Annotated in this window: 14 protein-coding genes; 7 read left to right on the forward strand and 7 right to left on the reverse strand. The window is 68.4% G+C overall.

The genetic code is table 11. The features are described from left to right. Window positions 1-63: 63 nt before the first annotated feature. On the forward strand, window positions 64-327 hold the full coding sequence (locus tag ACSHWB_RS19895; RefSeq protein ID WP_439663498.1) for a hypothetical protein: 264 nt from the start codon (window positions 64-66) through the stop codon (window positions 325-327). Between the two features lie 8 nt (window positions 328-335). On the opposite strand, the gene ACSHWB_RS19900 is transcribed toward ACSHWB_RS19895, so the two are convergent. Both ACSHWB_RS19900 and glnA read right to left on the reverse strand, forming a co-directional pair. Continuing rightward, window positions 336-632 carry a hypothetical protein gene (locus tag ACSHWB_RS19900; RefSeq protein WP_439663499.1) on the reverse strand — a complete coding sequence of 99 codons (297 nt, stop codon included), beginning with the start codon at window positions 630-632 and terminating at the stop codon, window positions 336-338. 139 nt (window positions 633-771) lie between these two features. Further along, a complete protein-coding gene (glnA, locus tag ACSHWB_RS19905; RefSeq protein ID WP_360039616.1) occupies window positions 772-2,196 on the reverse strand; it encodes a type I glutamate--ammonia ligase in 1,425 nt (474 codons plus the stop codon). Between the two features lie 169 nt (window positions 2,197-2,365). On the opposite strand from glnA, the gene ACSHWB_RS19910 reads away from it, so the two are divergent. Then, on the forward strand, window positions 2,366-2,839 hold the full coding sequence (locus ACSHWB_RS19910) for an RDD family protein (RefSeq protein ID WP_439663500.1): 474 nt from the start codon (window positions 2,366-2,368) through the stop codon (window positions 2,837-2,839). Window positions 2,840-2,911: 72 nt separating this feature from the next. Here the strand turns inward: ACSHWB_RS19910 and ACSHWB_RS19915 are convergent, their stop codons facing one another. Continuing rightward, window positions 2,912-3,640, reverse strand: a complete 729-nt coding sequence (locus ACSHWB_RS19915) for a DUF4191 domain-containing protein (protein WP_439663501.1) — start codon at window positions 3,638-3,640, stop codon at window positions 2,912-2,914. A 60-nt stretch (window positions 3,641-3,700) separates the two neighbouring features. Here ACSHWB_RS19915 and ACSHWB_RS19920 point away from each other — a divergent pair, with 60 nt between their 5' ends. From ACSHWB_RS19920 to ACSHWB_RS19935, 4 genes are all read left to right on the forward strand, one after another. After that, entirely contained in the window at window positions 3,701-5,770 is a 2,070-nt protein-coding gene (locus ACSHWB_RS19920) for an ATP-dependent DNA helicase UvrD2 (RefSeq protein ID WP_439663502.1), read from the forward strand. A 147-nt stretch (window positions 5,771-5,917) separates the two neighbouring features. Beyond that, window positions 5,918-6,190, forward strand: coding sequence for a hypothetical protein (locus ACSHWB_RS19925; protein ID WP_439663503.1), 273 nt, complete (start codon window positions 5,918-5,920; stop codon window positions 6,188-6,190). Window positions 6,191-6,289: 99 nt separating this feature from the next. Next, the gene (locus tag ACSHWB_RS19930) at window positions 6,290-6,610 is read left to right on the forward strand and encodes a WhiB family transcriptional regulator (protein ID WP_439663504.1); all 321 of its coding nucleotides are present in this window, start codon (window positions 6,290-6,292) and stop codon (window positions 6,608-6,610) included. A 337-nt stretch (window positions 6,611-6,947) separates the two neighbouring features. Next, the gene (locus tag ACSHWB_RS19935; RefSeq protein WP_439663505.1) at window positions 6,948-7,769 is read left to right on the forward strand and encodes a class I SAM-dependent methyltransferase; all 822 of its coding nucleotides are present in this window, start codon (window positions 6,948-6,950) and stop codon (window positions 7,767-7,769) included. Between the two features lie 725 nt (window positions 7,770-8,494). Here ACSHWB_RS19935 and ACSHWB_RS19940 read toward each other — a convergent pair. The 4 genes from ACSHWB_RS19940 to ACSHWB_RS19955 form a co-directional block, all read right to left on the reverse strand. Continuing rightward, window positions 8,495-9,037 (reverse strand): hypothetical protein, encoded by a 543-nt coding sequence (locus ACSHWB_RS19940; protein ID WP_439663506.1) that lies wholly within the window; start codon window positions 9,035-9,037, stop codon window positions 8,495-8,497. Window positions 9,038-9,122: 85 nt separating this feature from the next. Then, window positions 9,123-10,433, reverse strand: a complete 1,311-nt coding sequence (locus ACSHWB_RS19945; RefSeq protein WP_439663507.1) for an ABC1 kinase family protein — start codon at window positions 10,431-10,433, stop codon at window positions 9,123-9,125. Continuing rightward, window positions 10,430-11,212, reverse strand: a complete 783-nt coding sequence (locus ACSHWB_RS19950; RefSeq protein ID WP_439663508.1) for a TOMM precursor leader peptide-binding protein — start codon at window positions 11,210-11,212, stop codon at window positions 10,430-10,432. Before ACSHWB_RS19950 ends, ACSHWB_RS19945 begins: the two co-directional genes overlap by 4 nt. 63 nt (window positions 11,213-11,275) lie before the next feature. Continuing rightward, window positions 11,276-11,431 carry a DUF5679 domain-containing protein gene (locus tag ACSHWB_RS19955; protein WP_169746029.1) on the reverse strand — a complete coding sequence of 52 codons (156 nt, stop codon included), beginning with the start codon at window positions 11,429-11,431 and terminating at the stop codon, window positions 11,276-11,278. A 195-nt stretch (window positions 11,432-11,626) separates the two neighbouring features. On the opposite strand from ACSHWB_RS19955, the gene ACSHWB_RS19960 reads away from it, so the two are divergent. Then, window positions 11,627-12,154 (forward strand): M48 metallopeptidase family protein, encoded by a 528-nt coding sequence (locus ACSHWB_RS19960; protein ID WP_439663509.1) that lies wholly within the window; start codon window positions 11,627-11,629, stop codon window positions 12,152-12,154. Window positions 12,155-12,203 lie beyond the last annotated feature (49 nt).

Here is a 12,203-nt window from a genome sequence, read left to right on the forward strand (position 1 = left end):
TGAACCCCTCTGCCCTGCCGTGCGTGTGTCAGGGAGTCGGGGAGATCTGGCAGAGGAGAAGTGATGTTCAGCTACTCAGGGCCCGCCCGGCTCGTCTACGCGGACGGCGACACGGTCGAGCTGGAGCGGGTGGACCTGATCGAGACGGTGAACGACGGCGGGATGTGGCAGCTGTCCGGTGCGGGGACGGCCATGGCGGAGCTCAGCGGCGGGGAGGCGCGGATCAAGCTGCCCACCGGGGGTGAGGCCGAGGTGCTGGTGGCCAACGTGCGGGTCAGCGAAGGGGTCAACGGGGTCTCGTCGACGGTGACGTTGCTTGGTAACTAGCCGGGTCTTCAGAGGAGATCCAGCAAGGTTTCCAGCCGGGCGGCCAGGACTGCGTCGACGTCTCCGCTGATGGTCGTGCTCAGGACTCCGCTGCCGTGGTTGCGTGCGATGCGGAGGGTTACGGCGGGGGTGCCGGCTATCGGGTACTCGAACCAGGTGCCAGGTAGATCAGCGTCCGTGGTGGGGATGCCGACTTCCAGCGCGTCGTTGTCCAGGTCGTCCCACTTGTAGTGGACGAGTGCGGCGAGGTACTCGACGACTTTGGTCAGGTTGTCCTCGAAGATCCAACCGGCTACCTCGCGCATGCACGGATCATGTGTCATGGGTCGGCTCCAGGCATCCGCAATTGCCAACTGCCGTTGTCGCGGCGGCGAATGGCAGGAGCAGAACAGGCCGAGGGCCCGGCAGGAGTTCCTGCCGGGCCCTCGGGTGAAGCTCAACCGATCACACGTCGTAGTACAGCGCGAACTCGTAGGGGTTCGGGCGCAGACGCAGCGGGTCGATCTCCTGCTCGCGCTTGAACGAGATCCAGGTGTCGATCACGTCCGGCGTGAACACGCCGCCCTCGAGCAGGAACTCGTGGTCGGCCTCCAGGTTGTCCAGCACCGCGTCGAGGGTGGCCGGGACCTGCTTGACGTCGCGGGCCTCCTCGGGCGGGAGCTCGTAGAGGTCCTTGTCGATCGGGGCCGGCGGCTCGATCTTGTTCTTCACGCCGTCGAGGCCCGCCATGACCATCGCCGAGAAGGCGAGGTACGGGTTGCCCGAGGAGTCGGGGCAGCGGAACTCGATGCGCTTGGCCTTCGGGTTGTTGCCCGTGATCGGGATGCGGACGCACGCCGAGCGGTTGCGCTGCGAGTACACGAGCGAGACCGGGGCCTCGTAGCCGGGCACCAGGCGGTGGTAGGAGTTCACCGTCGGGTTGGTGAAGGCCAGCAGCGACGGGGCGTGGTGCAGGATGCCGCCGATGTAGTGGCGGGCGGTGTCGGAGAGACCCGCGTAGCCGCTCTCGTCGTGGAACAGCGGCGAGCCGTCCTTCCACAGCGACTGGTGCGTGTGCATGCCCGAGCCGTTGTCGCCGAACAGCGGCTTCGGCATGAAGGTGACGGTCTTGCCGGCCTGCCAGGCGGTGTTCTTGATGATGTACTTGAACAGCATCAGGTCGTCCGCGGCGTGCAGCAGCGTGTTGAACTTGTAGTTGATCTCGGCCTGGCCGCCGGTGCCGACCTCGTGGTGGGCGCGCTCGACGGTGAAGCCCTGGGCCTCCATGTTGAGGACCATCTGGTCGCGCAGGTCGGCGTAGTGGTCGTTCGGGGTGACGGGGAAGTAGCCACCCTTGTACTTGACCTTGTAGCCGAGGTTGCCGCCCTCTTCCTCACGGCCGGTGTTCCACCAGCCGGAGACCGCGTCGACCTTGTGGAACGAGCCGTTCGCGGTGGTGTCGAACTGGACCGAGTCGAAGATGTAGAACTCGGCCTCGGCACCGAAGTACGCGGTGTCGGCGATGCCCGAGTCGGTGATGTACTGCTCGGCCTTGCGCGCGATGTTGCGCGGGTCGCGGCTGTACGCCTCACGCGTGAACGGGTCGTGCACGAAGAAGTTGACGATCAGCGTCTTCTCGATGCGGAACGGGTCGAGACGCGCGGTGTACAGGTCGGGCAGCAGCAGCATGTCCGACTCGTGGATGGACTGGAAGCCGCGCACGGAGGAGCCGTCGAAGGCGAGTCCCTCTTCGATCGCGTCGGCGTCGAACGCCTTGGCGGGCAGCGTGAAGTGCTGCATCACGCCCGGCAGGTCGCTGAACCGAACGTCGACGAACTTGACGCCCTCGTCGGTGATGAACTTCAGCACCTCGTCGGAATTCTTGAACACCCTCGTCGACTCCTTGACTATGGAATACGGCTGGCCATCGCGAGCGACCGTATGTCGGCGGTGTTGCCCGTCCGTCACTCCGATGTTTCGCCAGTGTTAACGGGGTGGTCGGAGGGGGCAAGACGACCTGCCGATGCTCACCCGTTGAGCACGGCTTTACTCTGGTGGGGTGAGCAGGTGGACCGGATCGTGGCTGTCAGGACCCAACTCGGTGCTGTCACCGGGTGAGGACTCGAACGACGGCACCCAACAGCGCTGGCGCGGTGAGCGCCACGGCTTCCCCGAGAAGGGGCCGGGCTCCATCGCCTCGATCGGGCGGCGCACGTTCGCCATCCTGACCGACTTCCTTCTTTCCGCAGGTGTCGCGGCCGTGTTCACCCAGCCCGACCTGCCGAAGAACTGGAGCCTACTGGCCTGGTTCGTGATCACTGTGATCGCGGTCGCGTTCTTCGGCTTCACGCCGGGTCACGCGCTGTTCGGGCTGCGGGTGGCGCGGATCGACGGCAAGACGTTCGTGCACCTGCCCCGCGCGCTGCTGCGCACCGTGCTGATCTTCCCGCTGATCCCGGCGCTGGTCTGGGACTCGGACGGCCGCTGCCTGCACGACAAGGCGGCCGGCACCGTGGTCATCAAGGTCCGCTAGCTCCCCCTGGAACGTGAAGAGGCCCGCCGCACGAGATGTGCGGCGGGCCTCTTCACGTGGTGGGAAGGCAGGTCAGCGGCGGCGCATGGCGCGCTGGACGTTGCGCATCTTGGCGCCCGCGGGCATCGGGCCCTTGGGCAGTGCGGCGCCACGGCTGGCCAGCGCGGCGAGGCGGGTCTCCAGCGTGTCGACCTGGGCGGCCGTGATGTTGCGCGGCAGCTTCATCAGGGTCGACTGCAGCTTCTTCAGAGGGATCTGGCCCTCTTCGGTGCCGATGATGAAGTCGTAGATCGGGGTCTCGCCGACGACGCGGGAGATGCGCTTCTTCTCCTGCGCGAGGAGCGGCTTGACGCGCTGCGGGGCGCCCTCGGCGACCAGGACGACGCCCGGCCTGCCCAGTACGCGGTGCACGGCGTCGAGCTGCGTGGTGCCCGCGACGGCGGGCGTGACGCGCCAGCGGCCGCGCAGGTTCTCGAGCGCCCAGGCACCCGCGCCCGGCTGGCCGTCCGCCTTGCGGAAGACGTTGCTCTGCACACGGCGGCCGAAGATGATCACGGCCAGCAGCGCGCCGATCGCGACGCCCAGCGGCACGAACATCCAGACCGCGTTGAAGACCAGGCCGAGGACGACGGCGATCGCGGTGACACCGAGCACCGCACCCAGCATCAGCGGAACGAGCGCCTTGTCCTCGCGGCGCTGCATCTTGAACGCCTCGAAGATCTGCTTGCGCCGCTCGCGTGAGGCCGCGCGGCGAACCTTCGCCGCTTCCTTTGCCGCCGCCTTGTCCTGCTTACCAGCCATGTGGACAGGATACGGCGCGGTGGTATCAGTCTCGCATCGGCCGTCTGCGAGACTGCCGGGATGGACGCGTTGCTGGAGGGTCTGGATCCGGAACAGCGCGCCGCGGTCGAGGCCCCACGTGGCCCCGTGTGCGTGCTCGCGGGCGCCGGTACCGGCAAAACGCGCACCATCACGCATCGCATCGCGTACCTCTGCCAACGCGGCCACGTCGCTCCGTCGCAGGTCCTGGCCGTCACGTTCACCAAGCGTGCGGCGGGGGAGATGCGCACACGTTTGCGTTCGCTGGACGTGAACGGCGCGCAGGCCGTGACGTTCCACGCCGCCGCATCGCGCCAGCTGCGCTACTTCTGGCCGCGCGTCATCGGCGGCCCGCGCTGGGACCTCGTCGACCAGAAGATCCGCGTCGTCGCCCGCGCCGCGTCCCGGCTGGGGATGCCGACCGAGTCGGACGCGCTGCGCGACCTGACCAGCGAGATCGAGTGGGCGAAGGCGTCGCTGCTGACGCCGGAGGACTACCCGGCCGCCGCCGCGCGCGCCGCACGGGACATCCCGGCGCCCGCCGAGCAGATCATGAAGCTCTACACGACCTACGAGCAGCTCAAGACCGAGGCGCAGCTGCTCGACTTCGACGACCTGCTGCTCTACACGGCGGGCGCGCTGGAGGACAACGCGGAGGTCGCGCAGGAGTTCCGCGACCGCTACCGCTGCTTCGTCGTGGACGAGTACCAGGACGTGACGCCGCTGCAGCAGCGCGTGCTCGACTCGTGGCTGGGCAACCGCGACGACGTGACGGTGGTCGGCGACGCGAACCAGACCATCTACTCGTTCGCCGGTGCCTCGCCGCAGCCGCTGCTCAACTTCGGGCGCCGCTTCCCCGAGGCGGTCGTCGTGCGGCTGGAACGCGACTACCGGTCGACGCCGCAGGTCGTGGAGCTCGCCAACGACGTGATCAAGTGGGCGCGCGGGCGTCCGTCCGGCTCACGGCTGCAGCTGATCGGGCAGCGGCCGGACGGGCCGAAGCCGCGGTTCCACGAGTTCGACGACGAGCCGAGCGAGGCCGACGCCGTCGCCGGCCGCATCAAGACGCTGCTCGACGAGGGCGTCGCGGCGTCCGAGATCGCGATTCTCTACCGCGTCAACGCGCAGTCCGAGGTGTACGAGCAGGCGCTCGCCGGGCTCGGCATCCCCTACCTGGTGCGCGGGGGCGAGCGCTTCTTCGAGCGCGCCGAGGTGCGCCAGGCGATGATCACGTTGCGCTCGGCCGGTGACGTGTCCGGGAGCCTGCCCGAGGTCGTCCGCGCCGCGTTGCACCGCGTCGGGCTCACCGACGAGCCGCCGACCGGCGGCTCCGCGCGGGAACGCTGGGAGTCGTTGCTCGCGCTGGTCGAGCTCGCCGAGGAGTTCGCCGCCGCCACGCCCGACGCCGACCTGCCGCGCTTCTGCGTCGAGCTGGACATGCGCGCCGAGGCACAGCACCCGCCGACGGTCGAAGGCGTGACGCTGGCGTCGCTGCACGCGTCGAAGGGCCTCGAATGGGACGCCGTGTTCCTCGTCGGACTCGTCGAGGGCACGATGCCGATCCAGTACGCCGACGGCGACGAGGCGAAGATCGAAGAAGAACGCCGCCTTCTGTACGTGGGTGTGACGCGCGCGCGTGAGCACATCTGGCTGTCCTGGGCGCTGGCGCGCGCGGCCGGTGGGCGCAAGTACCGCCGCAGGTCGCGGTTCCTCTACAACCTCGTTCCCGAGAACCACCCCGCCGCACGCGTATCCGCCGGCGCCCAGCGGCCTCCTCTCATGAAGAAGGAGAAGCCGACCTGCCGGGTGTGCGCGTCGACGCTGGTCGAGGCGCAGGCCGTCAAGCTCGGCCGATGCAGGTCCTGCCCGTCCGATGTGGACGAGGAGCTGCTCGAGTCGCTGCGCCGGTGGCGCGCGGGACGGGCGCGGGAGCTGAAGGTGCCCGCGTACGTCGTCTTCACCGACGCGACCCTGGTGGCGATCGCGGAGCAGCGACCCACGGATTCGGCCGGGCTCGTCGCGATCTCGGGCATCGGCGCGTCGAAGCTTGATAAGTTCGGCGATGACGTGTTGGGCCTGGTCCGAGCCGGTGTCGGGTACTCCGCCACCTGATCGGGACAAGTTTCGTTAAATAGGTTGCGAGCCCCAGGTACGGGGTCATAACCTGCTCATGCCGGGTCCGGAGGACCCGTCTGGGGAAGAAGAACTACTACTAGCTCTCAGCAGCAGAGCTCTCTCGGTTGGAGGAGGTGACCCATTGTGAAGATCTTCAGCATCTCTCGCGCGTTGGGTCTCCGGTCGACCGAGGGCATCTGCACGTCCGCATCCGCTCAGGCCATGTGGCACACCTCTGCCCTCAAGCCAGTGGCACTGCTGGGCCGTGAGCGGGGCACCGCTCTGCGCAGCACCGTCCTGGCCGGCGCCGAAGTCCGCAACGAGCAGCCGATCGCGCTGCCGGTCATCGATGACGTCGACAACTACACGAATGCGCTGTCCGCGCATCAAGTGAGAAGGCTCCTGCCGACCCCCTAGAAGGGGTCGAAGGACCACCAGGCTCACGAAAGCCGCGGACTCGCCAAGAGTCCGCGGCTTTCGTGTTTTTGCAGTACCCCACACAAGGAGAAAACCCTGATGTTGACCGCGACTGTCCCGCTCACCGGCGAGACACTTCCGGACCTCGCGGAGGGGCTCGACATCCCCTGCCGCACCCACAACCCCGACCTCTGGTTCGCCGACGCGCCTGCTGACCTCGAGAAGGCGAAGTCCTTCTGCGGGACCTGCCCGGTCCTCGCGGAGTGCCTCGCCGGCGCGGTCGCTCGTCACGAGCCGTGGGGCGTCTGGGGTGGAGAGATCTTCGAGCGCGGAGTCGTCATCGCGCGCAAGCGGCCCCGTGGCCGTCCGCGCAAGGACGCCGGCGTTGTCACTGCCAGCAAGACGGAGGCGGCAGCGTGAACACCGTGCAGCACACCAGCAACGCACTGCCCGCCTACCTGAACGAGGGCCTGACACCCATGTCTCTGAATGAAGAACTCGTCCGAATACGAATACAAGAAGCCCAGAGGTTCGCAGAAGAGCAACGCCTGGCGAACCGCCTCGCGTCAGCGCAACGTTGGCGCAGGTTGTCGCGATGGGCGGGACGCAGAGCGGCTCGCTTCGACCTCTGACAGTCTCGAGCTGAGGCCGTCATCCACGAGAAGGTGGATGGCGGCCTCGGCCGTTCCTCCGTACCGTTCCCTTTGTGCCGCACCACACTCACGACGGAATCGACTGGTCCGCCCGCCTCCACGCGATGAGGCGCTACGGCTCGCTGCAGGCGGAGGCGCTGACCGCGGTCGCGCGCAGACTGGTCGAGCCACTCCCGGACTCGCCGGTGGTGATGGACGTCGGCTGCGGCGCCGGCTCCATGAGCGTGCCGCTCGTCTCGGCCCTGCGCGAGCACGGCGGAGGCGTCCTCGTGCTGGTCGACGCCACGCCCGAACTGCTCGACGCGGCCTGCGCGGCGGCCCGCATCGAGGGTGAAGGCATCGTCACGGTGAAACCCGTGCTCGCCGACCTCGCCGCGGAAGACCCGCTGACGTTCGCCGGCCCGGTCGAGCTCATCTGGGGCTCGCGGGTGATCCACCACCTTCCTGATCAGTTGCGCGGAGTGAAACGCCTGGTAGAAGCCTTGGCTCCCGGCGGATGGCTGGCGTTGGCCGAGGGCGGCCTCGAAACCCGCTTCCTCCCGTGGGACCTCGGTGTCGGCGTTCCCGGCCTCCAGGACCGGATGGCCGCTGCCCGCGCCGACTGGTTCGTGTCGATGCGGGAGAACATGACGGGCTCGGTTCGCCTGCCTGTCGGGTGGAACGTGGCCCTGGCCGATGCCGGGCTTGGCGAGATCAGCGCCTTCAGCTTTGTGGTCGATCACCCGGCTCCGGCCAAGCAGCTCGTCCGCGACTGGGCGGTTGATCGCCTGACCTGGTTGAACGAGATCACTGGGGCTTATCTGCACCCGTCTGATCGTGACGCTTTGCGCCGCCTGCTCAACCCTTCCGACTCGGAGTACGTCGGCTTGCGTGAGGACGTGTTCCTGTTGGAGACCGACACCGTGCATGTGGGGCGGCGGCGGTGACCGCGTGCCACAGATGTGGTCGGCTGCGTTCCTCCGTTTCTGACCTGGAGTTTTTGGCCTGGTCGTCGGAGCGGACCGGTGGGGTGGTCCGGTGGTTGTGTCAGGTTTGCTCGAAGGTCCATGTTCGGGACATCGAGGGGAAGTTGCCGGACGAGTACTGGCGCTGAGTTCGCCTGGCTCACCTGGGACGCGGGTTGCGCGGAGGGTGGAGTGGGCGGTGGTTGGGTTTGGCGGCGGGTGAGGTAGGGCCGCAGATCAAGTTGGGCTGTGGGTGAGGTCGGGCCGCGGGTGAAGGTGGGCTGCGGGCAGGGGGGCCGCAGCCGTGGACCGGCGTGGCTGCGGGTGGGCTGGTGGCTGGTGCGGTGAGCGATAGGTGAAGTTGAGCCGCAGGTGAGGTAGGGCCGCAGCCGCGCCAGCGGTTATCGGTGGGTCGGCGGCTGTGAGTGTGGGGCCGTTGAGTGGGTCGAACGGCATGAGTTGGGAGTCAGCTCCGCTGTCCGAGTTGGGGACTCGAGAGGCACCGGGCATGGTCGCTGACCTGCGGTGACGGGCGCGGAAGCAGACGGCATTCCGACCAGTTCACGGGTGCAGGCGGCACAGCCCAGTCCACGGGCGCAGTCGGCGTGCCGACCAGCTCATGGGTGAGGCGGTGCACCGATCAGGCCACCGGTGAGATCGCATGCCCTGGCAACAGAGCCGCCGACAAGCCGGTCGAGCGCTGGCCGTCAGGCCGGGCACAGGTGCAACAGGGCCTGCCTGACCAGCGCCGTCCCTCGCCGGCTGCTCACCCCTAACTCCTCCCGGAGCTCGCCAGGCGAACACAACCGTGCTGCCACCACGGCATCGAGGATCTCCACGACAGCGCGCGGATTGGTCTCCCGCCGAGCCAGGTCCAGGGCGGCCCGAGCAGGGGCGGCCAGCCTCAGCCCGTGGCGTTCGACGACCACAGGTGGACGGGTCGTGCGTTCCAGAAGAATCCACGGATGCGCTCTTCGCGCATTGCTTCCCGCCAGCACGTGAATGTGCCGGGGAAGGGGAAGCGTGGCGCCTTGGCGCACCAGTGCATCGGCCCCTGTGATCATAGAAGAAGGGCCCGCGAAGGAAAGGACTGCGCGCAGACGATCGAGGCGCGTTGGCGGGGATGGCGAGGTCAGAACTACTCCTGGCAGCAGGCGCTGCCAGGAGCCGGCGGGGGTGCAGTGGTGCAGGATCTCCCGGGAGGAGAATCCGGATTTGCGCAGGTCCGCGGTGGTTGCGATGGGTGCCATGGGTTCATCGTGGACCACGTGCGGGCAGGGAAATGGGGGTGAACGCCAACCTGTGGATAACTCAGGCAGGGTTCACCCGGACGAGTTAGTCGTCGAATCCTGGCTGCCAGCGCGCGACGATTTCGCGTGCCGTCACGTGGGCGTCCAGTTGGCAGAGAATGCCTGTGGCGCCCATTGTCACGCGGTGGATCAGCAGGTATTGCGGCGGCAGGTTCAGGGAGCGGCCCGTTTGTGAATCCGGGCTGCGGAGGTCGCCCACTCGTTCCGCCTGCGACTGGAGCCAGCGGCGGGTGAAGTGGAACGACTCGGTGCGCAGCGGTTCCACGAACGGTGCCAGGTAGCCGAGCACGTCCTCGCCGTGCAGTTCCATGCCCTCGCGGATGAAGTTCTCGGTGCGCAGCAGCTCGACGAGGTCGGCGGAGCGGCCGTCGAGGGCCAGGCGGGTCATCAGGCCCAGCGTCTTGGGCAGGCCGTCTGGCAGGCGGGCCACGGCGCCGAAGTCGAGCACGCGCAGGCGGCCGTCGTCGCCCAGCATGAAGTTGCCGGGGTGCGGGTCTGCGTGCAGCAGGCCTGAGCGCGACGGGGCCGAGAAGTGGAACTCGGCGAGCAGTTGGCCTGCCAGGTCCCTGTCCTCGGTAGAGCCCTCGCGGATGATGTGGGACAGGCCCACGCCCGAGGTCCACTCGGTCACCATGACCTTGGGCGACGAGGCGATGACGCGGGGGACGAGCACGTGCGGGTCGTTCTCGAAGGCCTTGGCGAACGTGCGCTGGTTCGCTGCCTCGTCGCGGTAGTCGAGCTCCTCCAGGTACCTGTCGCGCAGCTCCTCCAGCAGCGGGCGCACGTCGGTGCCGGGCATGATCGCCTGCAGCAGGCGGGAGAACCGCAGCAGCTGCTTCAGGTCGGCGCGCAGTGCCTCGTCGGCGCCGGGGTACTGGACCTTCACCGCCACGTCGCGGCCGTCGTGCCACACCGCGCGGTGCACCTGGCCGATGGACGCCGACGCGGCCGGTGAGTCGTCGAACTCCTGGAAGCGCTTCGCCCAGGACGAGCCGAGCTGTTCGGCGAGCACGCGGTGGGTGGTGCGGGCGGGCATCGGCGGGGCCGCGGTCTGCAGCTTCGTCAGCGCCTCGCGGTACGGGGCCGCCAGCTCGTCCGGGACCGCCGCCTCGAACACGCTCAGCGCCTGCCCGAACTTCATCGCGCCGCCCTTGAGCTGGCCGAGCACGGCGAAGACCTGTTCCGCCGTCTTGGCCGTCACCTCGGCGTTGACCTCGTCGGCCGCGCGTCCGGTCAGTCGCTTCCCCCAGCCACCGACAACCCGGCCGGCCACCCCGAGCGGGAGGCTCGCCAGCTTGGCGGTGCGCTGCACGGCCTTGCGCGGAATCTCGGTCACTCGGCCATGTTATGTGCGGCGCACTGACAGTCAGGGTGCGGATACCAGCTACGCCTCTCAGCGACACCGGCCGCGAGGTCCAGTTCGAGAGTGGCGTTCAGCACGGGCGGCGGGGCCAGGTCGCGGCCGCGGACGTAGATCAACGACTCCAGGATCTGCGCGACCGCCAGCGCCGCCGTTCCCGACGCGTTCAGCACGTCGGTGGAGGCCGGCCGGTTCGCGAGCTGGGCCGCGATGACGGGCCACGCCGGATCCTGGTCGGTGCGGTGCAGGTCCGCGCAGTTCAGGCAGGAGGAACGGCCTGGCAGGACCAGCGGCCCGACGATGCCCACGCCCTCACGCACGCGCACGGCCAGATGCGGCGTGCGGAACGCCATCAGGGTGCTCACGAGGTTCGGATCGGGGACCTGCGTCGCCGCCAGCACGGTCAGATCCGCGTTGTGGGCCAGCTGCACGCTGGATTCCGCCAGAAGCGAAGTAATGGAAAGAGCAAGGTGTCCGGACCCGTGGACGGCGGCCGTCCCGCCCTTCGCGCGGGAGTCGGCGTCGAGCAGCCCCGCCTCTTCGAGTGACACCAGAACTTCACTCAACTGGGTGGGGTCCTCGCCTCGGGATTTCAGCCTTTCACCCAGTTCGGCGACAGTGTGGCGGCCGTCGAGGGTGATCAGCTCGTCGACCACCGCCTCGGGCAGCGAGTCGATCACTACGGCGTGCTTCGGATCGGTGCCGACCTGGACGACGCCGGGGGCTCTGCGCACCACGGCCAGTCCTGCACGCACGCGAGGTCTTGTGTCCACACCGGCAAGACTGGCAGGGGGCGTGGCCCCCTGCCAGCGCAAACGTCAGACCTTGGCCTTGCCGAGGATCCGCGTCATCTTCGTACCGCACACAGGGCAGGTGCCCTTCGCCATGCGCCGCCCATTGGTCTCCTCGACGTTTCCGTCGAAGTCGCGCTTCTCGCGACACTTGACGCAGTAGCCGTTGTAGGTGTCGGCCACAGCCCCTCCCTTGCAGTTGTGAGTGCGGACACACTCGGGGACCTTGGCGCGACGGTACCTCCGCAAGCGTGCGAAACCGCGCATGTCGATCCCGCGCGTGTCCAGCCGCCGTTCGGTGGAACTTCACCCGCCGGGTGCGCGCCTGCCGCCGGTTGGGGGCCGAAAATTGTCGGTGGCGACGTTTACGGTGACTGCATGGCCGAACCGCGGGTGGAAGTGCGGCGGAGCCCCCGGCGCCGCCGCATGGTCAGCGCGTACCGGGAGGGCGACACCGTCGTCGTCCTTCTGCCGGCACGGATGACCAAGGGGGAAGAGAAGCACTGGGTGGCGGAGATGTTGAGCCGCCTCCAGCGCAGTGAGACGCGCAGGAAATCCCCTGCGCGGACATCGGACGAGGCGCTGATGGCGCGGTGCGCCGAGCTGTCGGCGCGCTACCTGGACTCGCTGGCCGATCCGGTGAGCGTGCGCTGGGTGCCGCCCATGCGCACGCGCTGGGCGTCGTGCACGCCGACGGAGGGCACGATCCGCGTGTCCGAACGGCTGCGCGACGTGCCGCCGTGGGTGCTCGACTACGTGCTGGTGCACGAGCTCGCGCACCTGCTGGTGCCAGGGCACGGGAAGGACTTCTGGGAGTGGGTCCACCGCTACCAGAAGACCGAGCGGGCCATGGGCTACCTGGAAGGACTCTCGGCCGCCGCAGGCCTGGGGATCTCGGAAGACTGAAGATCGACGAGAAACGCCCGGCGAGTGTGTGCGCCTGGCCCCGAACGCA

Source organism: Lentzea sp. HUAS TT2 (assembly GCF_051853195.1).
Classification (GTDB): domain Bacteria; phylum Actinomycetota; class Actinomycetes; order Mycobacteriales; family Pseudonocardiaceae; genus Lentzea.